25 protein-coding genes are annotated in these 25,749 nt (G+C 67.5%); 10 read left to right on the top strand and 15 right to left on the bottom strand.

The annotated features are described in order from the left end of the window. The first annotated feature begins 136 nt into the window (after positions 1–136). On the top strand, positions 137–1,150 hold the full coding sequence (locus tag ACODTJ_RS10855; protein ID WP_488848875.1) for a Gfo/Idh/MocA family protein: 1,014 nt from the start codon (positions 137–139) through the stop codon (positions 1,148–1,150). Positions 1,151–1,159: 9 nt separating this feature from the next. Here the strand turns inward: ACODTJ_RS10855 and ACODTJ_RS10850 are convergent, their stop codons facing one another. The 5 genes from ACODTJ_RS10850 to pdxH all read right to left on the bottom strand — a co-directional run bounded on the left by ACODTJ_RS10850 (position 1,160) and on the right by pdxH (position 3,954). Further along, positions 1,160–1,429, bottom strand: a complete 270-nt coding sequence (locus ACODTJ_RS10850) for a hypothetical protein (protein WP_488848693.1) — start codon at positions 1,427–1,429, stop codon at positions 1,160–1,162. 182 nt (positions 1,430–1,611) lie between these two features. Continuing rightward, positions 1,612–2,058 (bottom strand): TIGR02301 family protein, encoded by a 447-nt coding sequence (locus ACODTJ_RS10845; protein WP_488848691.1) that lies wholly within the window; start codon positions 2,056–2,058, stop codon positions 1,612–1,614. Continuing rightward, positions 2,055–2,534, bottom strand: a complete 480-nt coding sequence (locus ACODTJ_RS10840) for an NUDIX hydrolase (protein WP_488848689.1) — start codon at positions 2,532–2,534, stop codon at positions 2,055–2,057. Before ACODTJ_RS10840 ends, ACODTJ_RS10845 begins: the two co-directional genes overlap by 4 nt. A gap of 15 nt (positions 2,535–2,549) precedes the next feature. Then, the gene (locus ACODTJ_RS10835; protein ID WP_488848873.1) at positions 2,550–3,272 is read right to left on the bottom strand and encodes an SDR family NAD(P)-dependent oxidoreductase; all 723 of its coding nucleotides are present in this window, start codon (positions 3,270–3,272) and stop codon (positions 2,550–2,552) included. Between the two features lie 67 nt (positions 3,273–3,339). Next, positions 3,340–3,954 carry a pyridoxamine 5'-phosphate oxidase gene (pdxH, locus tag ACODTJ_RS10830; protein ID WP_488848687.1) on the bottom strand — a complete coding sequence of 205 codons (615 nt, stop codon included), beginning with the start codon at positions 3,952–3,954 and terminating at the stop codon, positions 3,340–3,342. 124 nt (positions 3,955–4,078) lie between these two features. On the opposite strand from pdxH, the gene ACODTJ_RS10825 reads away from it, so the two are divergent. The 3 genes from ACODTJ_RS10825 to fabI all read left to right on the top strand — a co-directional run bounded on the left by ACODTJ_RS10825 (position 4,079) and on the right by fabI (position 6,631). Beyond that, on the top strand, positions 4,079–4,534 hold the full coding sequence (locus ACODTJ_RS10825) for an RT0821/Lpp0805 family surface protein (protein WP_488848685.1): 456 nt from the start codon (positions 4,079–4,081) through the stop codon (positions 4,532–4,534). A gap of 166 nt (positions 4,535–4,700) precedes the next feature. Next, the gene (locus ACODTJ_RS10820; protein WP_488848683.1) at positions 4,701–5,636 is read left to right on the top strand and encodes a DnaJ C-terminal domain-containing protein; all 936 of its coding nucleotides are present in this window, start codon (positions 4,701–4,703) and stop codon (positions 5,634–5,636) included. Positions 5,637–5,791: 155 nt separating this feature from the next. Next, positions 5,792–6,631, top strand: a complete 840-nt coding sequence (gene fabI, locus ACODTJ_RS10815; RefSeq protein WP_488848681.1) for an enoyl-ACP reductase FabI — start codon at positions 5,792–5,794, stop codon at positions 6,629–6,631. A gap of 60 nt (positions 6,632–6,691) precedes the next feature. Here fabI and folK read toward each other — a convergent pair whose 3' ends face one another. Genes folK through folP form a run of 3 tightly spaced genes read right to left on the bottom strand, consistent with a single transcriptional unit; the run spans position 6,692 to position 8,410 of the window. Then, complete coding sequence (gene folK, locus ACODTJ_RS10810) at positions 6,692–7,207, bottom strand: 2-amino-4-hydroxy-6-hydroxymethyldihydropteridine diphosphokinase (protein ID WP_488848679.1); 516 nt, start codon at positions 7,205–7,207, stop codon at positions 6,692–6,694. Then, the gene (gene folB, locus ACODTJ_RS10805) at positions 7,197–7,571 is read right to left on the bottom strand and encodes a dihydroneopterin aldolase (RefSeq protein ID WP_488848676.1); all 375 of its coding nucleotides are present in this window, start codon (positions 7,569–7,571) and stop codon (positions 7,197–7,199) included. The genes folK and folB overlap by 11 nt, the downstream gene beginning before the upstream one ends. Continuing rightward, the gene (gene folP, locus ACODTJ_RS10800; protein WP_488848674.1) at positions 7,568–8,410 is read right to left on the bottom strand and encodes a dihydropteroate synthase; all 843 of its coding nucleotides are present in this window, start codon (positions 8,408–8,410) and stop codon (positions 7,568–7,570) included. The genes folB and folP overlap by 4 nt, the downstream gene beginning before the upstream one ends. A 125-nt stretch (positions 8,411–8,535) precedes the next feature. On the opposite strand from folP, the gene ACODTJ_RS10795 reads away from it, so the two are divergent. Beyond that, positions 8,536–9,147 carry a histidine phosphatase family protein gene (locus tag ACODTJ_RS10795; RefSeq protein WP_488848672.1) on the top strand — a complete coding sequence of 204 codons (612 nt, stop codon included), beginning with the start codon at positions 8,536–8,538 and terminating at the stop codon, positions 9,145–9,147. Positions 9,148–9,398: 251 nt separating this feature from the next. Further along, complete coding sequence (locus tag ACODTJ_RS10790; protein WP_488848669.1) at positions 9,399–13,418, top strand: Pls/PosA family non-ribosomal peptide synthetase; 4,020 nt, start codon at positions 9,399–9,401, stop codon at positions 13,416–13,418. A 15-nt stretch (positions 13,419–13,433) separates the two neighbouring features. On the opposite strand, the gene ACODTJ_RS10785 is transcribed toward ACODTJ_RS10790, so the two are convergent. Further along, positions 13,434–14,219: a pseudouridine synthase gene (locus tag ACODTJ_RS10785; protein WP_488848667.1), complete on the bottom strand. Its 786-nt coding sequence runs from the start codon at positions 14,217–14,219 to the stop codon at positions 13,434–13,436. A 388-nt stretch (positions 14,220–14,607) separates the two neighbouring features. Between ACODTJ_RS10785 and aroC the strand changes: the two genes are divergently transcribed. Then, positions 14,608–15,726: a chorismate synthase gene (gene aroC / locus ACODTJ_RS10780; protein WP_454658415.1), complete on the top strand. Its 1,119-nt coding sequence runs from the start codon at positions 14,608–14,610 to the stop codon at positions 15,724–15,726. Positions 15,727–15,909: 183 nt separating this feature from the next. Then, a complete protein-coding gene (gene ribB / locus ACODTJ_RS10775) occupies positions 15,910–17,190 on the top strand; it encodes a 3,4-dihydroxy-2-butanone-4-phosphate synthase (protein ID WP_454658414.1) in 1,281 nt (426 codons plus the stop codon). A gap of 161 nt (positions 17,191–17,351) precedes the next feature. Here ribB and ACODTJ_RS10770 read toward each other — a convergent pair whose 3' ends face one another. Further along, complete coding sequence (locus tag ACODTJ_RS10770) at positions 17,352–18,281, bottom strand: histone deacetylase family protein (protein WP_454658413.1); 930 nt, start codon at positions 18,279–18,281, stop codon at positions 17,352–17,354. A gap of 222 nt (positions 18,282–18,503) precedes the next feature. On the opposite strand from ACODTJ_RS10770, the gene ACODTJ_RS10765 reads away from it, so the two are divergent. Then, positions 18,504–19,100 (top strand): L,D-transpeptidase, encoded by a 597-nt coding sequence (locus ACODTJ_RS10765; RefSeq protein ID WP_454658412.1) that lies wholly within the window; start codon positions 18,504–18,506, stop codon positions 19,098–19,100. Positions 19,101–19,414: 314 nt separating this feature from the next. Here ACODTJ_RS10765 and ACODTJ_RS10760 read toward each other — a convergent pair whose 3' ends face one another. The 4 genes from ACODTJ_RS10760 to ACODTJ_RS10745 form a co-directional block, all read right to left on the bottom strand. Further along, positions 19,415–19,624 carry a hypothetical protein gene (locus ACODTJ_RS10760; protein WP_454658411.1) on the bottom strand — a complete coding sequence of 70 codons (210 nt, stop codon included), beginning with the start codon at positions 19,622–19,624 and terminating at the stop codon, positions 19,415–19,417. 208 nt (positions 19,625–19,832) lie between these two features. Continuing rightward, positions 19,833–21,209, bottom strand: coding sequence for an aspartate aminotransferase family protein (locus ACODTJ_RS10755; protein ID WP_454658410.1), 1,377 nt, complete (start codon positions 21,207–21,209; stop codon positions 19,833–19,835). A 301-nt stretch (positions 21,210–21,510) separates the two neighbouring features. Then, positions 21,511–22,974, bottom strand: coding sequence for an amidase (locus ACODTJ_RS10750; RefSeq protein ID WP_454658409.1), 1,464 nt, complete (start codon positions 22,972–22,974; stop codon positions 21,511–21,513). A gap of 6 nt (positions 22,975–22,980) precedes the next feature. Beyond that, entirely contained in the window at positions 22,981–23,445 is a 465-nt protein-coding gene (locus ACODTJ_RS10745; protein WP_454658408.1) for a MarR family winged helix-turn-helix transcriptional regulator, read from the bottom strand. Positions 23,446–23,579: 134 nt separating this feature from the next. Here ACODTJ_RS10745 and ACODTJ_RS10740 point away from each other — a divergent pair, with 134 nt between their 5' ends. Next, the gene (locus tag ACODTJ_RS10740; protein ID WP_454659055.1) at positions 23,580–25,205 is read left to right on the top strand and encodes a long-chain-fatty-acid--CoA ligase; all 1,626 of its coding nucleotides are present in this window, start codon (positions 23,580–23,582) and stop codon (positions 25,203–25,205) included. Positions 25,206–25,456: 251 nt separating this feature from the next. On the opposite strand, the gene ACODTJ_RS10735 is transcribed toward ACODTJ_RS10740, so the two are convergent. Continuing rightward, positions 25,457–25,749: hypothetical protein (locus ACODTJ_RS10735; RefSeq protein WP_488848662.1), on the bottom strand; the 293-nt coding region annotated here is incomplete at its 5' end.

Below are 25,749 nucleotides of genomic sequence, written 5' to 3'. Positions count from 1 at the left end.
ACGACGGCGTGTTTTTGCGGACCGCGGACGGGGCAAACGACGTCGCGCTCACCCGGCCTTAACGCCCCTCCGTTATCGCTCGTCGCCAGCGAGGGAGGGGCGCTTGGCGCAGGACAAGCCATTCGGCTGGGGGATCATGGGCACCGGCGCCATCGCCGGGCTCTTCGCTTCCGATCTCGGCCTGTTGCCGCAGGCGCGTGTCGCGGCCGTGCATTCACGGTCGCTGGAGAAGGCGCAGGGCTTCGCCGCGCGTTTCGGCGAGGCGAGGGCCTATGACGACGAGGCCGCCTTCATCGCCGATCCGGCGATCGAGGCGGTCTATATCGCGACGCCCAACCATCTCCATGCCGCGCAGGCGCTCAAAGCCATCGCCGCCGGCAAGCCCGTCCTGATCGAGAAGCCGATCGCGTTGGCAAGCGCCGATGTCGAGGCGATCGCGCGGGCGGCAGGCGAGCATGGCGTCTTCGCGATGGAGGCGCTCTGGAGCCGCTTCCTGCCGGCGGTGCGTCGGGCGCGCGAGCAGATCGCCGCGGGCCGCATCGGCAAGGTCCGGCGCATCCGTGCCGATCTCTCCTATCTCCATTCCGAGGAGCCGGGCAGCCGCTTCTTCGATCCCGCCCTGGGCGGCGGCGCAGCGTTCGATCTCGGCGTCTATCCGCTGTCGTTGACGCTGCATCTGCTGGGTGAGCCAACGGCCGTAGACGGAAGCTGGCTTGCGGCCGGAACCGGTGTCGACCGGCGCAGCAGTTTCCGGCTGGATTATCCGGCTGCGATCGCAGAGCTGTCCTGCGGCTTCGACCGGGACGGCACGAACCGGCTGCTGGTCGAGGGCGAGCGCGGCGGAGTGATCTTCGAGGCGCCGTTCCTGAAGGCCCAGCGATTGAGCTGGTATGCCGAAGCCGGCCGTGCAGTGGCAGCCTATGAGCGCGGAGCGGGGGGCGTGGCGCGCCTGCTAGACCGTATGCCTCGGTCAGGGCGGGTCAGCGAGGGCTACGCCTTCGCCGGCAACGGCCTTCAATTCCAGGCGGAAGCGGCGATGGCGGCGATTCGTGCGGGAAAAGTCGCTTGCGCGGAGATGCCTCTCGGCGAGAGCGCGGCCGTCCTGCGGATCATCGAAGCTGTGCGGGCGAAGCCGGCAGCGACGCCCTGAGGCATCGGCTCAGTGGCGGGTGCCGCAGGTGAAGGCGCCGCAGCGGACCTTGTCGGCCAGCGTCTCGGCGAAGGTCGCGGTCGCATCCTCGCCATAGGTCTCGACCAGCGTGCGCAGGGCCGCGAACAGGGCGGCATGAGCCATGGCGTCGGAATCGAGCCCGTCCTGCTGCGCCTCGGCGAAGGCGTCCTCGACATAGCCATAAGCTACGCGGCGGACGTCGCCATGGTCCTCGGCGAGATTCGGGTCGAGCATCGTGTCGTCTGGCTGGATCGGCATCGAAACGGGACTCTTGAGCCTTCTGTCTGGCGCGAATCGCGGCGCTTCTGCTCCGGATCGCGACGTTTGGGCGATGCTCAAGACATAAGCCGTGCCAGAGCGGCACGCTACCGTGGCCTTTAAGAAAGGTTAACGCGACCGGGAAAATCCGGTGGAAGACGCGTTACGGCAACAGCTGTTGCCTATCCGCCATAGCGCCCGGCGAGCGCCCGCGAGAGCACCTCGCCCTCGGCCGCGAGGCGGGAGGAGGCTTCCTGGCTGGCCTCGGTACAGGAGCGATGCGTCAGGGAATAGGCCTTGAAGCCGCGATTGAAGGCTGCGGTTAACCGGTCTCGCCGCTGTGGCGTCCGGCCCTCGGCCTCGATCAGCGCCGCCATCCGGGCGCGCCAGTCCTGCGCTTCCCGGCCGCCGCAAAGCGTCCTGAGATAGGCGAGCGAGCCCATGATCTCGGATAATTGCAGGAGCTGCGGCTCATAGGGCGGGCCTGCCGGTTCCGGCGTGGGCTGCTCGGCCGGCTTGGCCGCGGGAGGCTTCGCGGCCGGCTGCTGGGGCCGCTGCTGCGCTTGCGCCGTGAGCGGCATCAGGAGCAGGGCGATCAGGAGCGCCCGATGGCGACGCCGGGATCTCATACGGGCACACCCGCTGTGAAAATCTGATGGGCGCGCCGCAGCACGTCGCCGAGTTCGCGCGTGGTCGCGAGCCCGCCGAGCTTCAGCGGATCGGCCCACATCACCGCCCCGGCCTCCGGCCCCGTGCGCGGCTCGCCCGAGAGCCATTCGCCGACGAAGGAAGCGACGACGAAATGATGGGTCACGGCGCGCTTGCCGTCGCGGCCAAAGATCTCGACATGGCGGTTGAAGCCGAGGATGCGAGCGCTGACGCCGACCTCTTCCTCCAGCTCGCGCAGGGCCGCTTCCTCAAGCGTCTCGCCGGCCTCGACCTTGCCGCCCGGCAGCGACCAGAGCTGGTCGGCCGGGGGCTTGGTGCGCGTCGCCAGCAGCACCTTGCCGTCACGGAAGACCGCGACGGAAGCCGCCAGCACCGGCCGCGCCGCCGCCCGGCCGGGCGTGGGGAAGCGGATGACCTGGCCGCCGTCCTCACTCATGGGTGCCGACCACCGTCAAACGTGCTGCCCGCCATTGATGTGCAGCTCCGAGCCGGTGACGTAGCTCGAGGCGTCCGTGCACAGGAAATAGATCGCCTTGGCGACCTCGTCGGGCTTGCCGAGCCGCTGCATCGGCAGGGTCGCGACGATCTTCTCGGTGCCGGGCGACAGGATCGAGGTGTCGATCTCGCCGGGCGAGATCGCGTTGACGCGCACGCCGAGCGGACCGAAATCGGCGGCCATCTCGCGGGTCAGGCTGGCGAGCGCCGCCTTCGAGGTCGCATAGGCCGCCCCGGCGAAGGGGTGGACCCGCGAGCCCGCGATCGAGGAGACGTTGACGATCGCGCCCTTGGCGGCGGTGAGTTCGTCGAGCAATCCGCGCGCCAGCATGATCGGCGCGAAGAAATTGACCTGGAAAACCTTGTGCCAGTCGTTGAAGGAGGTGGTGGCGGCGCCGAGCCGCTCGCCATTGCGCCCCTTCGGCGAGATGCCGGCATTGTTGACCAGCGCATGCAGCTTGCCGCCTTCGGCGGCGAGTCGCTTCTTGATCTCGGCGATGCCGCGCATCGTGTCCTCGGGGTCGCCGAGATCGATCTGGACATGGTCGTCGGCGCCCGACGGCCAGGGGCACTTGTCGGAAAAGGCCTGGCGCGAGCAGGACAGGATGCGCCAGCCCGCCATGGCGAACTGCATCACCGTTGCATGGCCGATGCCGCGGCTCGCCCCGGTCAGCAGCATCACCGGGCGCTTGCCGGCCTCGGTCTTCGGGAAATCGAATTTGGGCATCGCCATGGGGCTGATTTCCTCAGGGATAGAAGCGCGTCTTCGTCCAGGGCGCGTCGGATGCGTCGCGGCGGAAGACGATGCGGTCATGCAGGCGGAAGGCGCCGTCGCGCCAGAACTCGATATAGGTCGGGGTGATGCGAAACCCGCGCCAGTAGGGCGGGCGCGGAATCTCGCCGATGCCGAATTTCAGGGTGTAGCTCGCTACCGCCTTCTCCAGCGCGAAGCGGCTCTCCAGCGGGCGCGACTGCTGTGAAGCCCAGGCACCGATGCGGCTGTCGCGCGGGCGGGACTGGTAATAGGCATCCGACTCGGCGTCGGTGACCTGGGTCACCGTGCCGCGGATACGGATCTGCCGGCGCAGGCTCTTCCAGTGGAACAGGGCGGCGGCCTTGGGCTGGCCCAGCAGTTCCTGGCCCTTCTGGCTTTCGGTGTTGGTGTAGAACACGAAACCGTCCGGCCCGTGGCCTTTGAGCAGCACCATGCGGCTGTTCGGCATGCCGTCGGCGTCGACGGTCGAGAGCGCCATGCCGGTCGGGTCGTTCGGCTCGGATTTCGTCGCCTCGTCCAACCACTTCTGGAACAAGGTGAAAGGCTCGTTTTCCTCGGTGAAGTCACCGCTCGTTAACGGTTGCACGTTCTAATCCTCGGTCAGTGAGAGATGGCGTTGGGCGAGCGCAGAAGTGATCCGGATTCGGGCGGCTGGTTTATATAGGGCAGGGGCGGGGGCGTTCCAAAGCCTCAACCGTTGCGCAGCCCCCATGCGCCCGCTGGCTGCCGTCGTGCTGCTGGCCGCGTTCAGCGCTGGCTGCTCGGTCTCCTTCCCGATTCTCGGTCTGTCGAGCAAAAGCGAGGACGAAGTCGCGACGACCTCGGCGATCCTGCCGGTGCGCGGCGGCGACCGGTCCGGCGCGCTTGCCGGCCTCTCCTCCGATCTCGGGCCGGAGGACATGCGCCGCGCCGACGGCGCGATGGGCGTCGCGCTCGATCCCCAGGGCAATGGTGCCGCCGTTTCCTGGGACAATCCCCAGACCGGCATCAAAGGCTCCTTCATCCCCGTCGGCGGCCCGTTCCTGCGCTCCGACGAGATCTGCCGTGCCTTCATCGCCAGCGTCCAGACGCAGGCGAAGCCGGTCAAGCTGCAGCGCACGGCCTGCCGCCCTTCGGGCGGCGAATGGGCGGTCAAGGACATGGGCCCCTGGAAGGACCTGGGCTGAGGCGACACCCCGGGCTTTTCACGCCGCTTGCCTCGTTGCTTCACCGGGTGCAGAACGGCGTCGAAGAGGTGTTGCGCACGCGCCACACCGCCCCCACATAGGGCGAGACGGACGGCTGGCGGCTCTCGCGCCGGCCGTTCGATTTTGCGTGGAAACGAGGTTTTGGATGCGCGATCCCTATCAGGTTCTGGGCGTCGCCCGCGGCGCGAGCGACGCGGAAATCAAGAAGGCTTTCCGCCGCCGCGCCAAGGAGCTGCACCCGGACCGCAACCGGGAGGATCCCAAGGCGCAGGACAAGTTCGCCGAGCTCAACACCGCCTATGAGATCCTGGGCGACGAGCCCAAGCGCAAGCAGTTCGACCGTGGCGAGATCGATGCCGAAGGCAAGCCGCGCTTCCAGGGCTTCGAGGGGATGGGCGCCGGCCGCGGTGGGCGCAGCGGCGGCTTCGAGTTCAATTTCGGCCAGGGCGGCGGCCATCCCTTCGGCGGCCGCGCCGGCCCGGGCGGCGGGGCGGGCGATGCCGGCTTCGATGCCTCCGACATCTTCTCCTCGCTCTTCGGCGAGGCCGGTCGGCGTGCGCGCGGCAAGCCTGAGCCGCAGAAGCCGCCGGAGCAGAGCTTCACGCTGGAGGTCACGCTGGCGCAGGCTGCCACCGGCGGCACGCGCCGGGTCAAGCTGCCGGGCGGCCGCGAGGTCGAGATCACCATCCCCGAGGGGGTGAGCGACGGCAAGGTCATGCGCCTGCGCGGGCTCGGCCAGACCGATGCGTTCTCGGGCGAGACCGGCGACGTGATGATGACGATCAAGATCAAGCCGGATTCCCGCTTCATCGTCGATGGCAACGACCTGCGCACCCGCGTCGCGGTGCCGCTCGCCAAGGCGGTGCTGGGCGGCCCATTGCATGTGCCGACCCTGACGGGCGCCGTCGAGATGAACATCCCGCCGATGACCGGCACGGCCCGGCAGTTCCGGCTGCGCGGCAAGGGCCTCAAGGGCGAGAAGGGGGCGGTCGGCGATCTCTTCGTCGCCATCGATATCGAGATGCCGGCGAGCGACGCCGAACTCACCGCTCTGATGAAGGCGCGGGATGAGGCGAACTGAGCCGGCTCAGACGCCGACGCAGCCGAAAACGGGGCGCACAGGCCGCGGATCGCGCCTTCATGCATGATTCAGCCGTGGAGGCGGGCATCAAAGCGGTTCCCGTTTCTCTGCGACTGTTCTAAGAGACCTGCTCATCGTTCATCTGCGGGTTTCCCATGCCTGATTCCAACGCCGTTTCGCCGACCGCCAATCTCCTCAAGGGCAAGCGCGGGCTCGTGATGGGCGTCGCGAACAACCGCTCCATCGCCTGGGGCATTGCCAAGGCCGCGGCCGACGCCGGCGCGGAGCTCGCCTTCACCTATCAGGGCGACGCGCTGAAGAAGCGGGTCGAGCCGCTCGCCAGGGAGCTCGGCGGCCATGTCGTCGGCCATTGCGACGTCACGGACGGCGCCACGATCGACGCGGTCTTCGCCGAGATCGAGAAGCTCTGGGGCAAGCTCGACTTCGTCGTCCACTGCATCGCCTTCTCCGACAAGGACGAATTGACCGGCCGTTATGTCGAGACCAGCGAGGCGAATTTCTCCAAGTCGCTGCTGATCTCCTGCTATTCCTTCACCGCGATCACCCAGCGCGCCGAGAAGCTGATGCCCGATGGCGGCTCGCTGCTGACGCTGACCTATTACGGCGCCGAGAAGTGGATGCCGCATTACAACGTCATGGGCGTCGCCAAGGCCGCTCTGGAATCGAGCGTGCAGTATCTTGCTGCCGATCTCGGCCCCTCGAAGATCCGCGTCAACGCGATCTCGGCCGGCCCGATCAAGACGCTGGCTGCCTCTGGCATCGGCGATTTCCGCTACATCCTGCGCTGGAACGAGTACAACTCGCCGCTGCGGCGCACGGTCACCATCGAGGAGGTCGGCGAGACCGCGGTCTTCCTCGTCTCCGACATGTCGCGCGGCATCACCGGTGAGATCATGCATGTCGACGCCGGCTATCATGTCGTCGGCATGAAGGTGCCGACCGCGCCGGATATCTCCCTCGACAAGGGCGAGTGACCCCGCTTCCCGGAGCGGCAGGCAGCATCCGCCTGCTCGACCCGGAGTCGAAGTGGTGAGCTAAGCTTCCAGCAGAGCCTTCAACCGATCCGTCGCGGCCTCGTCGCGGCGGATCGTTTCGTCTGTGGCAGCGGCGAGCAGCTCGGCCACGCTGCGCCCGCCGATCCGGCGTTGCGGCAGGATCTCGGCCAGCGGCGTCAGCACGAAGGCGCGCTCCGGGATCCGCGGATGCGGGATCTGCAGGCGCGCCTGGTCGATGATCGCCTCGCCATAGGTCAGGATGTCGATATCGAGCGTGCGCGGCCCCCAGCGTTCGCGGCGCTCGCGGCCGCCGGCACGCTCCAGCTCCAGGCAGAAGGCGAGCAGATCCTGCGGCTGCAGCGTAGTCTCGACCAGCACGGCCATGTTGAGGAATTCCGGCTGGTCGGTCTTGCCCCAGGGCGGCGTGCGATAGATCGAGGACAGCCGGCCGAGCGTGACGTCCGGATGGGCGCTCAGCCCCTTCAGCGCCGCGGCGAAGGCCGCGACGGGGTCGCCGATATTGCCGCCGAAGGCGAGTGCGGCCTCAACCTTCACGCTGGAACCTCAACTGTATGCCGACCGAGCCGAGCGTCGCCGGAATCGGCGGCGCGGGCTTGCGCAGCGTGACCTCGACGGCCTCGACAGGGGCGAATGCGTCGAAGATCGCCAGCGCCACGGCTCGCGCGGCGCCTTCCAGCAGGTGATAGCGGCGGGCCGTGAAGGCCTCGGCCACGATCGTGACGGCGCGGCCGTAATCGACGGTGTCGGCCAGGCGGTCGCTGGCGGCGGCCGCGCGCAGATCGACGTCGAGCACGAGGTCGAGGACGAAGCGCTGGCCGAGCCGCTCCTCTTCCGAGAAGAAGCCGTGATAGGCGTAGATATCGAGTTTCTCGATCAGGATGCGGCCGGTTTCGCTCACAGGTCTGCTTTCATGCTGTCTTCGATGGCCGCCCAGGTCTTGAGCGCGTCGATATGCGGCGCGACGTCATGGGCGCGGATGATGGCGGCGCCGCGGCTCGCGCCGTAGAGATGCGCGGCGATGCTGGCGGCGAGCCGCTCGGCCGGAACTTCGCGGCCAGTGATGCGCCCGAGGGTCGATTTCCGGGAGGCGCCGAGCAGGATCGGACAGCCGAGCACGGCGAGCCGGTCGAGATGGCGGATCAGGTCGAGATTCTGGCGCGCCGTCTTGCCGAAACCGATGCCGGGGTCGACGACGATCTGGCTCTGCGGCACGCCGGCCTTTGTCGCGATCGCGATCGAGCGTTCGAGGAAGCGCAGCACCTCGTCGAAGATGTCGAGCGCGGCATCCACCGTCTCGCGATTATGCATCAGGATGATCGGAGCGCCGGCCCGTGCCGCGACCTCGGCGATGCGCGGGTCGCGCTGTGCGCCCCAAACGTCGTTCACGATCGCGGCGCCCGCAGTGAGCGCGGCTTCCGCCACCTCGGCCTTGTAGCTGTCGATCGAGATCGGCGTGTCGATCCGCGCCTTCAGGCCGGCGATGACCGGCAGCACGCGCCCCAGCTCGGTCGCGGCATCGACGGCGGCATGGCCGGGCCTCGTCGATTCACCGCCGATATCGACGATGCTCGCGCCTTCGGCGGCAAGGCGCGCGCCATGGGCGATCGCCGCCTCGGCATTCGCCAGAAGCCCGCCATCCGAGAACGAATCGGGCGTGATGTTGACGATGCCCATGACGAGCGGCATCGCGGGAAGCGCGAGGTTGCGGCCGTCGGGCAAGGTGAGGGCAGGGGGCATGCGGTTCCGCCGGTGATTGGGCAAGGGCGCTATACACAGCCCGTGTAAATTCGGCCACAGAAAGCGGCTGATTGTCGCCATCGGCGGAAAGCGTGGGGAAGAGCTTTGACCCTGTCGGTGCCAGCGTGCAGAAGCCCCATATGGTCCCGCTCTCGCTGCCTCACCGTCTCATCCTCGTCCGTCATGGCGAAACCGACTGGAACCGGGAGGGCCGCCTGCAGGGTGGGCAGGACATTCCGCTGAACGATCTCGGCCGTCGTCAGGCTGCCGAGGCTGCCGGCCGGCTGAAGGCGCTGGAGCCGGCTTACGCCGATCTCGATTATATCGGCTCGCCGATGCAGCGGGCGCGCGAGACCATGGACATCCTCCGGCGCGAGCTCGGCTTGCCGGCTGGCGAATACCGTATCGACGACCGTCTGCGCGAGCTCACTTTCGGCGAGTGGGAAGGCTTTACCTGGCGCGATATCCGCAAGGCGGAGCGCGAGCAGGCGCATCTGCGCGAGCGTGACAAATGGGGCTTCGTGCCGCCGGGCGGCGAGAGCTACCGCATGCTGGCCGAGCGCATTCGCCCTGTTCTGGAAGAACTCACCCGCGAGACGGTGATCGTCAGCCATGGTGGCGTCGCGCGTGCGGTTCTGGCGCTTGTCGGCGCGGTGGCGCCGCGCGAGGCCTCGATGGTCGAGATCTGGCAAGGCAAGCTGCTCGTCGTCAGCGGGAACAAGGCGGACTGGCTCTGAGTTGCCTTTAGCTGGGTTCGCAGCCGGCCGAAGGGGTATTCATCGCGGGTTCACGCGTGATTTTGCAGGGAGAATATGCTAGCGAGACAGCGTGATGCGGCGGCCTGCCCGGCCGGGGGGCTCACGCGGGTCTCGCGATGCGGGAGCGACGATTCCGGTTTTCTTCACAAGGTGCGTGATAAGGCGCCACAGGGCCGAAGGCAGGGTCTGCCGCGGCATCAGCGACGGGCCTTTCAGCGCAGCGGGGCGCGATGAACGATATGACGAAGCTGTCGGCGGCGTCTGACGCGGCTGCCGCCAATCCCCTCGCCATGCTGGCCGGCGAGAAGCGTCCCGATTTGATTCGGGACGAGGTGCTGGCCGAGATTTTCGCGGCGACGACCGCGCTCCGCCCCGACCATCCGGCGCTGACTGATCTCGATCGCCGCCTGACCTATGCAGAGGTCTGGGCGAAAGCCGGGCGCCAGGCGCGCGGCCTCCAGCTTGCCGGCATCGTCCCGGGCGACATGGTCGGCCTGTGGATGCCGCGTGGCATCGACCTTCTCGTCGCGCAGATCGCGATCACGCGGGCTGGTGCCGCCTGGATTCCCTTCGATGCGGAGGCGCCGGTCGAGCGCATCGCGACCTGCCTGAACGATGCCGACGCCAAGGGCCTCGTCACCTGCGCCGGTTGGGTCGTGCGCGCCGAGGATACCGGCCGCAAGGTCTGGACGCCGGACGGGTTGGCCGCCGGTGCGGACGGGACGGAGCCGCCGGCGCGCCCGGCGGGCCTGACCCCGGATCACCCCGCCTATCTGATCTACACCTCCGGCTCGACGGGCACGCCCAAGGCGATCGTCATCAGCCACCGCAATATCTGCCATTTCCTGCGTTCCGGAAACGCGCTCTACGGCTTCGGGCCGGAGGATGTCGCGTTCCAGGGCGCCTCGGTCGCCTTCGATCTCTCGATGGAGGAGATCTGGACGCCTTATCTCGTCGGCGCGACGCTGTTCGTCGCCTCGCCGGAGATGATGGGCGATGCCGAGAAGCTGCCGACGATCCTCAACCAGGCCGGCGTCACCATCATCGATACCGTGCCGACGCTGCTCGGCATCCTGCCGGCCGACGTGCCCTCGCTGAAGCTGATCCTGCTCGGCGGCGAGGCGCTGCCGCCGGCGATCGTGCAGAAATGGTCGAAGCCGGGCCGGCGCATCCTGAACACCTACGGTCCGACCGAGGCGACGGTGGTGGCGACCGCGGCCGAAGTCGTGCCCGGCGAGACCGTCACCATCGGCAAGCCGATCCCGAACTACACCGCCTATGTCGTCAGCGAGGACCTGCGCCTCGTCCAGCCGGGCGAGCAGGGCGAGTTGCTGATCGGCGGACCCGGTGTGGCCAAGGGCTATCACGGCCGGCCGGAGCTGACGGCCGAGAAGTTCATCGCCAACCCCTTCGCCAGCGTCGCGGGCGGGGGCGATCCGATCCTCTACCGCTCGGGCGATGCCGTCAGCCTCGACGAGAACGGCAACATCGTCTTCCACGGCCGCATCGACGACCAGATCAAGATCCGCGGCTTCCGCGTCGAGCTCGGCGAGATCGAGTCGAAGCTCGCCGACGAACCCGGCGTGGCGCAGGCGGCGGTCGTGCTGCGCACCGATGACAGCATCGAGCGGCTCGTCGCCTTCGTCGTGCCCGAGCCCGGCGTCGCGGTCGACGGTCCGGCGCTCAGGGCGGCGCTGCGCGAGAAGCTGCCGCCCTATATGGTGCCGGCGCATTTCGAGGCTGCCGGCTCCCTGCCGCGGATGGTTTCCGGCAAGGTCGACCGCAAGATGCTCAAGGCGGCGCCGCTGACGGCGCCGAGCGCCGAGGGCGAGCAGGAGCCGCCGCGCAATGCGACCGAGGCCGCGCTGCTGGAGGCCGCCAAGCGCGTGCTCGGCACGGCGAGCCTGCCGCTGGAGGCGGATTTCTTCGTCGATCTCGGCGGCCATTCGCTGCTCGCCGCACGCTTCATCTCGATCGTGCGCGAGACGCCGGCCTATGCCGGCATCACCCTGCAGGACGTCTACGCCGCCCGCACGCTGAGGGCGATGGCAGCCCTTCTCGACGAGCGTGGCGTCGCCGCGGCCGAGGATCTGTCCTTCACCCCGCCGCCCTTCCTGCGCCGCTTTCTCTGCGGTCTCGCCCAGGCCGTGGCGCTGCCGGTGATCATCGGGCTCTCCACGGCCCAATGGCTCGGCGTCTTCGTCACCTACATGATCATCTCGGGCGAGGACCTGTCCCTGCCCGGCCAGATCGCCGCGCTGCTCGGCGTCTATGTCGGCATCGTCGTGGTGACCGGCCTCATCGCGATCGCATTGAAATGGCTCGTGCTCGGCCGGACCAGGCCCGGAATCTACCCGCTCTGGGGCGTCTACTACTTCCGCTGGTGGTTCGCTGCGCGCGTCGCGGGCCTCGTGCATATCAAGTGGCTGCAGGGCACGCCGGTGATGCGCTTCTACTGGCGCCTGCTCGGCGCCAAGGTCGGGCGCGACGTCATCATCTCCGATTACGAGGCCGGCGCCATCGACCTGATCGAGATCGGCGATTTCACGACCTTCGGCTCCAAGACCACCTTCGCCAATGGCGAGGCGATCGGCGACAAGCTGGTGATCGGCCGCATCACCATCGGCAAGGACGTCTCCGCCGGTGCTTCGGTCGTGTTCGGCCATGGCTCGGTGATCGGCGATCATGCCGAGATCGGTGACCTCACCGCGATTCCGCCCGGCGCCCATGTCGGCGAGGCCGAGATCTGGGACGGCACGCCCGGCCGCAAGATCGGCATGGTCGATGTCGCGGCCCTGCCGCCGCAGGCCGAGGCTTCGCCCGGCCGGCGCGCGCTGATGACGGCGTTCTACATCCTGATGCTGATCGTGCTGCCGCCGGTCAGCCTGCTGCCGATCTTCCCGGCCTTCTGGCTGTTCGACAAGATCGACTACTTCATCGCCGGCTGGACCGATATCAGCTATCTCTGGTTCCTGCCGCTGCTGACCTGGCCGACCGCGATCGGCCTGATCGCCTTCACCGTGCTGCTGATGGCGGCCCTGCGCTGGGCGATCCTGCCGCGCGTGACCTCCGGCTCCTACTCGATCCATTCCGGCTTCTATGCCCGCAAATGGACGGTAGCCCTGGCGACCGAGGTCACGCTGGAAACGCTCTCCTCGCTCTTCGCCACGATCTACATGCGCGCCTGGTACCGTTTGATGGGCGCGCAGATTGGCAAGGGCGCGGAGATCTCGACCAATCTCTCCGGGCGCTATGACCTGACCGGGATCGGCGCCGGCAACTTCATCGCCGACGAGGTCGTCTTCGGCGATGAGGACATGCGCCGCGGCTATATGCGCCTCGACGCGACGCGCACCGGCGATCAGGTCTTCGTCGGCAACGACGCGGTGGTGCCGCCGGGCGCCGTCATTCCCGACCGCGTCCTGATCGGCATCAAGTCGAAACCTCCGGCCAATGACCGCATGCAGCCGGGCGAGACCTGGTTCGGCTCGCCGCCGATCTGCCTGCCGACGCGGCAGAAGGTCGATCTCGGCGCCGACTGGACCTACAAGCCCTCCTTCGCCAAGCAGTTCGGGCGCGGCGTCTTCGAGGCGTTGCACACCTCGTTCCCGGCGATGCTGTTCATCACCTTCGGCACGATCGCGGTCGACATGGTCTTGCAGCAGAAGATCAACGAGGGCGACTGGGTCGGGCTCGTCCTCTCCTTCATGGGCGTCGCCATGGCGATCGCCATCGTGCAGGCGCTGATCTGCGCCGCCGTCAAATGGCTGATGATGGGCGTCTATCGGCCCGTGATGAAGCCGATGTGGTCGTGGTGGGCGATGCGCACCGAGGCCGTCGCGGTGATGTACTGGGGCCTCGGCGGCAAGGTGCTGTTCGACTATCTGCGCGGCACGCCGTTCCTGCCCTGGTTCCTGATGCTGTTCGGCGCGAAATACGGCAAGGGCGTCTGGCTCGATTCGACGGATATCACCGAGTTCGACTGCATCAAGGTCGGCGATTTCTGCACGGTGAACGCCCATTCGGCCCTGCAGACCCACCTCTACGAGGACCGGGTGATGAAGGTCGGCCGCGTGCGGCTGGGCAAGGGCGTCTGCGTCGGCGCGGGCGCGACCGTGCTCTACGACACTCATGTCGGCGATTACGCCCAGATCGGCCTGCTCACCGTCATCATGAAGGGCGAGAACCTGCCGGCGCATACGCGCTGGGAGGGCGCGCCTGCGGCGCCGGCGAAGGGGCCGGCGCACTGATCCGCAGGCTGCTGCTCAGCTTGCGTCGACACCACGCTTGCCGGTGAGGGCGCCGGCAAGCGGCAGGGCCGTCTCTTCGGGGCGCAGCTCGCGGATGGCGCCCTTGGCGAGTTCGCCCAGCGCGAGCGCTCCGATCCTGACCCGCACGAGACGCAGCACCTCGGCGCCGGCCGCCTCGACGATCCGCCTGACCTGCCGGTTGCGGCCTTCGTCGATCACCATCTCGATCCAGGCATTGCGCTCTCCGCAGCGCAGCAGCGCGGCCGAGCGGATCGACAGCACTTCGTCTCCGTCGACCGCTCCCTGCCGCAACCGGGCCATGAAGGTCTCGTCCGGCACACGGTCGATCTGGACATGGTAGGTCTTGTCGACCCCGGAAGCGGGATCGAGGATGCGCTGGGCCCAGCGCGTATCGTTGGTCATCAGCAGCAGGCCCTCGCTCGCCATGTCGAGACGGCCGACCGGGGCGAGATGCGGCAGGTCGAGCCCTTCCAGGCAGGCATAGACGGTCCGGCGCCCTTCCGGGTCGCTGGCCGTGGTCACCATGCCGCGCGGCTTGTTGAGCATCAGGTAGATGCGGCGCGCCGCCGTCACCGGCTGGCCGTCGACCGCCAGCCGCGCCCGCTGCAGATCGAGGCGCAATTCGGGGTGGAGCGCGGCGCGACCGTCGACCGTGACGCGCCCCTCGCGCACCAGCTTCTCGGCCTGCGTCCGGGAGCAATAGCCGAGCTTCGACAGCGCGCGGGCAAGGCTGACGGTTGCCGTCGATGCGGGGGCGGTACGCTTGCGAAGAAATCTCATGATGAGTCTGGTATGGCTCGCGGCAGCGCGGGCAGGCGCGCCGGCCGCCCGCGCTTGAACGGCAACGGCCGGTCGCTGCCATGCTCGGCGGCGGATGGCTTCGATGCGGAAGCCTGTCGATGTCGGAAAACGCGTGGCTCGCCGCCTGCGGGCAGGCTGGTCGAAAGCCGGATCGACCCCGAAGCGGCCCTGCCGGGCGGCTCGGGGCTAGGCTCCCGCGATGATGGGGCTCCCGGGGCGCCAGGAGCGCGAAGGGCTGGGCGTCCGGCTCATGGCCGTGCTTGAAGCCGGTAGCGCCCGGCCTTGTCAATGACCATCGCGACCCTTGCGGGGTTTCGCCGCGCGCCGATCCGGCTTAAGAGCCGGTAGGAAACGCAATCGGGCTCCCATGTCGCATAACAGCTTCGGCCATCTCTTCCGCGTCACTACCTTCGGCGAGAGCCATGGGCCCGCCATCGGCTGCGTCGTCGATGGTTGCCCGCCGCTGCTGCCGCTGACCGCGGCCGACATCCAGGGCGATCTCGACCGCCGCCGGCCCGGCCAGTCGCGCTTCACCACGCAGCGCCAGGAGCCGGACGAGGTCCGTATCGTCTCCGGCGTCTTCGCCCGCGAGAGCGACGGCGTTCAGGTCACGACCGGCACCTCGATCGGGCTCCTGATCGACAATGTCGACCAGCGCTCGAAAGACTATTCCGACATCAAGGACAAGTACCGGCCCGGCCATGCCGACTACACCTATGACGTCAAATACGGCATCCGCGACTATCGCGGCGGCGGGCGTTCCTCGGCGCGCGAGACGGCGATGCGCGTCGCCGCCGGAGCCATCGCCCGCAAGGTCGTTCCCGGCATGATCGTGCGCGGCGCACTCGTCCAGATGGGGCCGCACAAGATCGACCGCGCCAATTGGGACTGGGAGGAGGTCGGCCGCAACCCCTTCTTCTGCCCGGACGCCAAGGCCGCTGCCTTCTTCGAGGGCTATCTCGATGGTATCAGGAAGTCCGGCTCCTCGATCGGCGCCGTGCTGGAGATCGTCGCGGAAGGTGTGCCGCCGGGGCTGGGCGCCCCGATCTACGGCAAGCTCGATTCCGAGATCGCCGCCGCGCTGATGAGCATCAACGCGGTCAAGGGCGTCGAGATCGGCGAAGGCTTTGGCGCGGCCGAACTCTCCGGCGAGGAGAATGCCGACGAGATGCGCGCCGGCAATGACGGCAAGCCGCTGTTCCTCTCGAACCATGCTGGCGGCGTCCTTGGCGGCATTTCGACCGGCCAGCCGATCGTCGCGCGGTTTGCAGTCAAGCCGACCTCCTCGATCCTGGCGACGCGCGCGACCGTGACCCGCACCGGCGGCGAGGCCGAGATGTTCACCAAGGGCCGCCACGACCCCTGCGTCGGCATCCGCGCCGTGCCGGTCGGCGAGGCGATGGTCGCCTGCGTGCTGGCCGACCAGTATCTGCGCCATCGCGGGCAGGTCGGCGTCGTCGAGCCGCGCTGGCCGTTCCAGGAGTGACGGAAGGCGTCATGGTCGGGCTTGTCCCGATCATCCACGCCTTCGTTTATCGAAGGTGGTGGTCAAGACGTGGATGCTCGCCACAAGGGCGAGCATGACGGTTCAGCATCTTGCATTTCAGCAATACTGAAAATGCGTCGATCATTCATTGCGGATGAAGCGGCGCCGTATTAGCTTCACGGCATGAAGCTCGACGCCTGGCTCCGGCAGAACAAGATCGCGCGCAGCGCCTTCGCGAAACAGGTCGGCCTGTCGCCGGCCAGCGTGACCGCGCTTTGCAACGATCCCGCTGCCTGGATTTCCCGCGAAAGCGCCGAGCGCATCACCGCCGCCACCGGCGGCGCGGTCACCCCCAATGATTTCCTCGGCCTGTCCGGGCCGCGCGAGGCTGCCATGTCCAACAATGTCGCCGAGACCATCGATGCCTTCGCCCGCGGCGAGATCGTCATCGTCACCGATGACGACGATCGCGAGAACGAGGGCGATCTCATCGTCGCTGCCTCCCTCTGCACGCCGGAGAAGATGGCCTTCATCATCCGTAACACCTGCGGCATCGTCTGCGCGCCGCTGACAGCTGCCGAGGCACGGCGCCTGCGGCTCGACCCGATGGTCTCGTCGAACGACGCCCCGCTCGGCACCGCCTTCACCATCACGGTGGACGTCAAGCACGGGCTGACCACCGGCATTTCGGCCGAGCAGCGCACCAACACGGTCCGCGCGCTCGCCAACGGCAACATGGGCGCCGCCGATTTCGTCCGGCCCGGCCATGTCTTCCCGCTCATCGCCAAGGACGGCGGCGTTCTGATGCGCTCCGGCCATACAGAAGCGGCCGTCGACCTCTGCAAGCTCGCCGACCTGCCGCAGGTCGGCGTCATCTGCGAGCTCGCCAATGACGACGGCACGGTGATGAAGGGCGCGCAGATCACGGCCTTCGCCGAGAAGCATGGCTTGAAGCAGATCACTGTCGCCGACCTGATCGCCTATCGCCAGTCGCGCGAGAAGCTGGTCGAGCGGGTGCATTCCTTCCCGGTCAAGACCGAGTTCGGCGACGTGACCGGCCATGTCTATGTCACGCCCTTCGACAGCACCCAGCATTTCGCTTTCGTCATGGGCAAGCTCGGCGATGGCGAGAAGGTGCCGGCTCGTCTGCACCGTGCCGATGTCGTCGCCGACGTGCTCGGCGGCGCCGGCTCGATCCAGTGCGCGCTGCGTCGCTTCCAGCAGGAAGGCAAGGGCGTGCTGATCTATCTGCGCGACGGCAGCGCCGGCGTGCCGATCAAGCCCGTCGATGACGAGAATTCCGACGCGCTGCGCAGCCAGCAATGGCGCGAGGTCGGCTTGGGCGCGCAGATCCTGCGCGATCTCGGCGTCCGCTCGATCGTGAACCTCGCCTCCTCGCCGCGCTCCTTCGTCGGTCTGTCCGGCTTCGGCATCGAGATCGCCGGGACGGCGCCGCTCGAATAGTCGCTAACAGAAAGCGCGGGTCATCCCGGGCGACCGAAGGGAGATCCGGGATCCATTCCGGAGCGTTTCCGATAAAGGCTCAGGCATGGATCCCGGATCGTCGCTTCGCTCCGTCCGGGATGACTCGTGCTTGTTGACGCGGAATGGGAGTTCGGCTGCGTTCAACCTTCCATCAGCGCCGAGACATGGGCGGCTGTCGATTTCGCCAGCGCGTCGAGATCGTAGCCGCCCTCCAGCACCGAGACGATCCGGCCGCCGGCATGGCGGTCGGCGGTCTCCATCAGCTTTTGCGTCGCCCAGGCGAAATCGGTCTCGCGCAGGTTGAGGTCGGCGAGCGGGTCCCGCCAATGCGCGTCGAACCCGGCCGAGATCACCACGAGATCGGGGCGGAACGCATCGAGTCGCGGCAGGACCACCGTCTCGAAGGCTTCACGGAATTCGTCGGAACCGTCCCCGGCCCGCAAGGGGGCGTTGACGATCGTGCCCTGCGTGCCGCGCTCCATGGCAGAGCCTGTGCCGGGATAGAGCGGCATCTCATGCACGGAGGCGTAGAGCACCGAGGCATCGTCCCAGAAGATGTCCTGCGTGCCGTTGCCGTGATGCACATCCCAGTCGACGATGGCGACGCGCTCCGCCCCATGCGCCTTCTGCGCGTGACGCGCCGCGATCGCGGCATGGTTGAAGAAGCAGAAGCCCATGGCACGCTCGCGCTCGGCATGGTGGCCGGGCGGGCGCATCGCGACGAAGGCGTTGCGGGCCTTGCCGGTCATGACCTCATCGACGGCGGCGACCGCGCCGCCGACACCGCGCAGCGCCGCTTCGATCGTGCCGGGCGACATCAGCGTGTCCGCATCGACCTGGACGAAGCCGGCGGCAGGAGAGGATGCGATCAGCGCCCGTGCATAGGCTTCCGGATGGCAAAGCGCGACCTGATCGAGCGTGCCGAGCGGCGCCTCCAACCGAATCAGTGCTGCGAAACGCTCGGCTTCGAGCGCGTTCTCGACCGCCTTGATCCGGTCGGCGCATTCGGGATGGCCCGCTGGCATCGCATGCGCGAGGCTGGCCGGATGGGTGAAGAGCAAGGTCGTCAAAGCCGGCTATCCCTGTATGAGGGCAGGCTGCAACGCCATGCGTGGCCGCTTTGCCACGCCAAACGCCCTTCTGGACAGTGCGGCGGGAACCGGATTGCACCATCGCCGTTTGAGGCCTAGTGCTTCGCCGAGCCGCCGCTCGTGGGGAAGCGCTCTGGCGACACGAAGCGTTAACGTTCGATTCATCATAAAGGCTGCCTTAGGGTCGGCTGGGTGGAGGCTATGAAGAAGACCGCTTTCGTTGCACTGGCGCTGTCGGCCCTGTTGGGCGCCTGCCAGTATAAGAGCGTGGCTGCTCCGGAGCTGTCAGCCCGTGACGCGGAATATATCGCGCTCGTCCCCAAGTTCGACACCTACCTGCCCTATCTTCCCTACGAGATCGCCGATCCGACCGGGCAGCCGCCCGGCACGGTCTATGTCGATACGAAGGAGAAGTTCCTCTATCTCGTCCTGCCGAACAAGAAGGCCATCCGCTACGGCGTCGCCACCGGTGACGAGGCTTTCGGTTGGACCGGTGAAGCCGTCGTGCAGCGCAAGGCCGAGTGGCCGCGCTGGACGCCGCCGGCCGAGATGGTCAAGCGCTGGCCGCATCTGAAGCCGGTTGCCGGCGGGATGAATGGCGGGCCGGAAAACCCGCTCGGCGCGCGCGCGCTCTATCTCTACCAGAACGGCCACGACACGCTCTACCGCATCCACGGCACCAACGAGCCGGAGACGATCGGCCGCTCGGCCTCGTCCGGCTGCATCCGGATGCGCAACATCGACGCGATCGACCTGTTCAACCGCGTGCCGGTCGGCGCGAAGGTCATCGTCGTCTGAGCGATCGGACGATCCGGAGAATTCGGCGGGCGGCCTCGGGGCCGCCCGTTTTCGTTTGGGTATGCTTTTGGTTGAGCCCCTTTGTCATTCCGGGGCTTCGCGCAGCGAAGAACCCGGAACCCACGACTGGGCGAGCGCTTGCCCGATCAGTGAAGCCGAGCGTTGCGCTCAGTCGTGGGTTCCGGGTTCATGCCTGCGGCATGCCCCGGAATGACGAAGGGCTCGCTCTGGGGTGAACTTGGGGATAGCCCAAGAAAAAGGCCGGTGAGAGCAAGCTCCGCACCGGCCAAGTGAAGGGTCTCGAAGGGGAGGTTTCAGTCGTAGAAACCGTGGCGGAGAACGCCGGGCAACTCGGCCTTGCGCGCTTCACCGTGCTGCTTCAACGCAGGTGACATCTGTCGGGTTCCCGCGGCGACCGCCTGAAGTGCGATCGGGCGGAAGAAGGTCGCATAGATCACCCGCGCCGTGGCGTCGTGGAAACCCTTGCTGACCGGTGTCGGGGAATGGGCGTCGCGTTGAAGCATGGCTTCTACTCAAGCTGTGGACCTCGCGCCGGCGGCTCGCGCCTGCCGACTGCGCTTGTCTGACGCCGGATCGGGACGGCGCCGGGGCGCCTCTGTGATCTGCTCGTGGCGTTTTCGGGCGGTGATCCCGGATTTCGCCACATTGCCGGACACGAAAAAGGCCGGGCGCTGCCGCCCGGCCTTGTGTCTTCTGGCGATGTCGGTGCGCTCAGGCCAGCAGGCCTTCGGCCTTGGCCCAGTTCAGGGTCTTGTCGAGGGCGCGCTCGCAGCGGTTGAACATTTCCTCGATCTCGGCCTCGTTGATCACGAGCGGCGGGCAGAAGGCGAGGCGATCGCCCATGGCGCGGGTGATGAAGCCCTCTTCCAGCGCATAGGCCACGGCCTTGGCGCCGACGCCCTTCTTGCCTTCGAAGGAGGCCTTGGTCTGCTTGTCCTTGACCAGCTCGGCGCCGCCGATCAGGCCGACGCCCTTGGCTTCGCCGACGAGCGGATGCTCGTTCAGCTTGCTGAGGCGGCGCAGGAAGGTCGGCGAGACCTTCTCGACATGGTCGACGATCTTCTCGCGCTGGTAGATTTCCAGCGTCTTCACCGCGACGGCGCAGCCGACCGGGTGGCCGGCATAGGTGTTGCCATGGCCGAAGGTACCGATCTTGCGGCTCTGGTCGACCAGAACGTCATAGATCTTGTCGTTCATCATCACGGCGCTGAGCGGGAAATAGGCCGAGGTGATTTGCTTGGCGAGCGAGATCGAGTCGGCGTTGAGCCCGTAGGTCTCGGTGCCGAACATCTTGCCGGTGCGGCCGAAGCCGGTGATGACCTCGTCCGAGATGAACAGGATGTCGTACTTGGCGAGCACGGCATTGATCTTTTCGAAATAGCCCTCCGGCGGGATGATCGCGCCGCCGGCGCCCATCACCGGCTCGGCGATGAAGGCGGCGACCGTGTCCGGCCCCTCGCGCAGGATCATCTCTTCCAGCTCGGCGGCGAGGCGCGACGAATAATCCTGCTCGCTCTCGCCCGGCTCCGCGAAGCGGTAATGGTGCGGGCAGGAGGTGTGCAGGATGCCGGGCAGCGGCAGGTCGAAATCGATATGGTTGTTCGGCAGGCCGGTCAGCGAGGCCGAGGCGACGGTGACGCCATGATAGCCCTTCAGCCGCGAGATGATCTTCTTCTTCTGCGGACGGCCGAGCGCGTTGTTGAGATACCAGACGATCTTGACCTGGGTGTCGTTCGCGTCGGAGCCGGAGGCGCCGTAGAACACTTTGGAGATCGGAACCGGGGCGATCTCCTTCAGCTTCTCGGCCAGCTCGATCGCCGGATCATGGCTGCGCCCGCCGAAGATATGGGTGAAGGGCAGCTTCTTCATCTGCTCATAGGCGGTCTCGACCAGTTCCTGGTTGGAATAGCCGAGCGAGGTGCACCAGAGCCCCGCCATGCCCTCGATATATTCCTTGCCGGCGGAGTCGTAGACATAGATGCCCTTGCCGCTTTCCAGCACGAGCGGGCCCGTCTGCCGATGCGTGGCGAGGTTGGTATAGGGATGGACGAGGGTCTCGATATCCCTGACGGCGACATTCGACAGCATGATGGGCTCCCGGTTCTGTTTAATATTCTTGCCAGTGTAATCTGAATTGACCGCAAATGTTGAGCGATTTTGATGCAAGGGACGGTAGACTCTGCCGCAGGGCGAGCGCAACGGAAAGGCTTCGCGCCAAACGGGCGAAGGGGCCGCTCACGCGGCCTGAAAACAAGCCGAGCCCCGGGGGAAAGCGCGCGTCATCCCGGACGCAGCGAAGCGGAGATCCGGGATCCATCATTGAGTACGACGCCTTTCGATGGATCCCGGGGCAAGCCCGGGATGACGGTGTGGTTTCTCAGGAAATGACCTATGGTGCGACCGGCGGCGGGATGAAACGACCGCCCAGCTTCTCCAGCATCGCGCCGACGGCGATGGCGGTGCGGTCCTCGCCGAAGGGCGCGATGATCTGGACGCCGAGCGGCAGGCCGTCGCGCGAGCGCGTGACCGGCGCCGAGAGCGCCGGCAGGTCGGCTCCCGTCGCCAGCGCCGCCCAGAGCAGGAAATCGAGATAGGGCCGCGGCTCGCCGTTCACGATCAGGCGCCGCGCATGGATATCCGGGCCATGGTCGTGCGGGATCGCGGCGACGGGCGCCGGCGGGCAGAGCACCACGTCGTAACGCGCAAAGAAGCTCGCCCATTGCCGCTTCTGGGCGCGGCGGCGCTGGTCGATCTGCTGATAGAAGCCGGGTGTCATTCGCGCGCCGCGCGCCTGAAGAGCCTGATGCGACAGGTCGTTCGGGCTGAAGCGCGCGGCTTGCGCCTGGATGCGGGCGCGCACCTTCGGCGGCAGGCCATAGGCCACGACGGCATGGTTCAGCAGCGCATAAACCTCGAACGCGTCGGCGAAACGGATCGAGGGGCGGGCCGTCTCGTCGACGATTGCCCCCGCCTCGGCCAAGCGGTGGGCCGCTTCGCGCACGGCATCGGATACCTCCCGATTGACGGGCGCGAAGGGATCGTCGGCCCAAACAGCGACGCGCAGGCCTTTCGCGCCAGTCTGTCGCGGCTCCGGCAGGGCGGGACCGGGCAGGGCGGTGTCGCGCGGTCCCGCGATCACCGGCAGGGTCAGGTCGAGATCTTCAGTGGCGCGGGTGATCGGCCCGGCGACCATCAGGTCGACATTGCGCAGCGTGCGCCGCTCGGGCGGCGGCGGGATCGCACCCCAGGTCGAGACCAGCCCCCAGCTCGTCTTCAGGCCGAAGACGCCGCAGGCATGGGCCGGCCAGCGGATCGAGCTGCCAAGATCGGAGCCGAGCTCGAAGGCGCTCATGCCGGTGGCGACCGCAACCGCCGCACCGCCCGACGAGCCGCCGGGCGAGCGCGTCTCGTCCCAGGGATTGTTGGTCACGCCATGGGCCGGATTGTAGCTCTGGAAATCGCCGGAGAAGACCGGGACGTTGGTCTTGCCGATGATCACCGCGCCGGCCGCCCGCAGCCTTGCGACTGCGGCAGCATCCTCAGTGGGGACACGCTCGCGATAGGCCGGCAGTCCACCCGATGAAGGCAGGCCGGCGACGTCGAAGGCATCCTTGATCGTGATCGGCAGCCCTTCGAGCGGGCGAGCCGTGCCGTTGGCGAGGCGCTCATCCGAGGCTTTCGCCATCGCACGGGCGGCCTCGCGATCCTGCGCAACGATCGCGTTGAGGCGCGGGTTCAGCGCATCGATGCGGGCAAAGGTCGCCTCAAGGAGATCGGTGGCGCTGAAGCGGCGGGCGAGCAGCGCCGCGCGCAACGTGGTGGCGGAGGCGGTCAGATCGATGCCGTCGGCCATGCCCGCTCACTCGGCATCGACGGCGCGGGCGAGATCGCGCCAGAGCAGCACGAGCCGGTCGAGCTCGGCGAGGTCGTCCGGCTTCAGCTTGCCGAGCGTGCTGGCGACGAAATCGCGCTGGGCGGCGATGCCGGCCTCGGCGAGCCGGCGGCCTTCCGACGTCAGGTGCATCGCATAGGAGCGCCGGTCGCCGGCGATGGCGCGGCGCTCGACCAGACCGGCCTGCACCAGCCGGTCGACGAGGCCGGAGACATTGCCCTTGGTGACATAGAGCTTCTCGGCCAGCTCGCTCTGGCTGATGCCCTCCTGCTCGGTCAGGGTCGAGAGCAGGTCGAATTGCGGGATCGAGAGCCCGAGCGTGCGGATGCGCCCGGTCATCTGCATCAACATGCGCTGGTGCAGCCGCATGAAGCGGAACCAGACCCGGTCCGGTTCCGTCGCTGCCTGCGGCACGGCTTTCGCTGCGGTCATGGCGTTCCCCCCGCTTTTGACGGATTAGACCTAAACCATCTCGCGCGTGCAGGCGAGCCTTCGATGGGATGACTTCCCTTTCCCGGAAGCCCCTCGCTATCCTCTCGGCAAAACGGATCTGGGAGGACATGCGCATGCTCGGCCTGATGCAGGACTGGCCCCTTCTGCTCCACCGCATCATCGACCACGCCGCGATTCAGCACGGCACGCGCGAGGTCGTGAGCCGCGCCGTCGAGGATGGCGCCCTCAGGCGACGCAGCTATGTCGAGATCCGCAGCCGCGCCTTGAAGGTTGCGAAGCGGCTCCAGCGCCAGGGCATTGCGCTCGGCGACCGGGTCGCGACGCTCGCCTGGAACACCGACCGCCATCTCGAACTCTGGTACGGGATCAGCGGCATCGGCGCGATCACGCATACGGTGAATCCGCGGCTGTTCCCGGAGCAGATCGCCTGGATCGTCGATCACGCGCATGACCGGCTGCTCTTCCTCGACCTCACCTTCGTGCCGATGATCGAGGCGCTTCAGGACAAGCTATCGAGCGTCGAGCGCTATGTCGTCCTGACCGACGCTGCCCATCTGCAGCAATGCGGTCTCAAGAACGCCGTCGCCTATGAGGATTGGCTGGCGGAGGCGGACGACGATTTCGCCTGGGGTCGCTTCGACGAGAATACGGCGGCCGGGCTCTGCTACACCTCGGGCACGACCGGCGGGCCGAAGGGCGTGCTCTATTCGCATCGCTCGAACGTGCTGCATGCGCTCGCCTGCGCCGCGCCGGATTTCATGGGCCTGTCGGCGCGCGACACGGTGCTGCCTGTCGTGCCGCTCTTCCACGCCAATAGCTGGTCGCTGGCCTATTCGGCGCCGATGACCGGCGCCAAGCTGGTCATGCCTGGCGCGAAGCTCGACGGCCCCTCGCTGCACCAGTTGCTGGAGGAGGAGGGCGTGACCATGACGGCGGCGGTGCCGACCGTCTGGCTCGGCCTCCTCCAGCATCTGGAGGCGACGAACGGCACGCTCTCGACGCTGAAGCGCGTCGTCATCGGCGGCTCGGCCTGCCCGCGCGCGATGACCGAGACCTTTGAGCGCAAATACGGCGTCACTGTCGCCCATGCCTGGGGCATGACCGAGATGAGCCCGCTCGGCTCCTTCTGCTCGCTGAAGCCGGTCTATGAAGGGCTCTCGGGCGATGCGCTCTACGATCTCAAGGTCAAGCAGGGCCATCCTCCCTTCACCGTCGAGTTCCGGCTCACCGACGATGCCGGCGCGGACCTGCCCTGGGACGGCAAGACCTTCGGCCGGCTCAAGGTGCGCGGGCCGGCGGTCGCGGGCGCCTATTACCGCAGCGAGGACGGTATCCTCGACGATCACGGCTTCTTCGACACCGGCGACGTCGCGACCATCGATCCCGCCGGCTACATGCAGGTCACCGACCGCTCGAAGGACGTGATCAAGTCCGGCGGCGAGTGGATCTCCTCGATCGACCTCGAAAACCTCGCCGTCGGGCACCCCGATGTCGCGGAAGCCGCGGTGATCGGCGTCGCCCATCCGAAATGGGACGAGCGGCCGCTGCTGGTGATCGTGCCGAAGCCGGGGCGCAAGCCGGGCAAGGAGGAGATGCTGGCGTTCATGACCGGCAAGATCGCGAAATGGTGGCTGCCGGACGATGTCGTGCTGGTCGAGGCCATCCCCCACACCGCGACCGGCAAGATCCAGAAGACGAAGCTGCGCGAGATGTTCCGGGATTATCGGCTGCCGGGGTGATCGGAGGGGGCTTCCCTCAGCATCCTCAAAAGGAGCACGTCATCCCGGACGGAGCGCAGGGAGATCCGGGATCCATGCCGGAGCGCTTCCGATGAAGGTTCAGGCATGGATCCCGGGTCTCCCTGCGGTCGCCCGGGATGACCGTCGTGTTTCAAAGCGTAGTCGAAGAGCACCAGTTGAGGCCGCAAACACAAACGGCGCCCTTTTGGGGCGCCGCGAGTCATGTTCGAGCCGTTCGGGGGCTTGTTGCCTCAGAACTCTTCCCATCCGGAGTCGCTGGCCCGGCCGCTGCCGCCATTGGCGACCTTGCGCGGGGCGGGCATGGCCTTGGATTGGACGAAGGCGGCCTCGGCCAGCTGGCGCAGCCGCGCCGGCTCGCCGGAGTCGGACACGGCAACGGGAGCAGGCCGCGCCGCCCGCATCGGCGCCTTGACGGCGCGCGGTCCCGTCGCCGGCTGGGCGTAAGCCGTCTGGCCTGCAGCCTCACGGTTGGTCTTGAAGGTTGCGACCAGCGCGTTGAGCTGTTCGATCCGGCCGGACAGCG

The organism is Allobosea sp. FG18, assembly GCF_057809495.1.
Note: the sequence above shows the minus strand (reverse complement) of the source record. Positions and strands in the feature narration are given on the sequence as shown.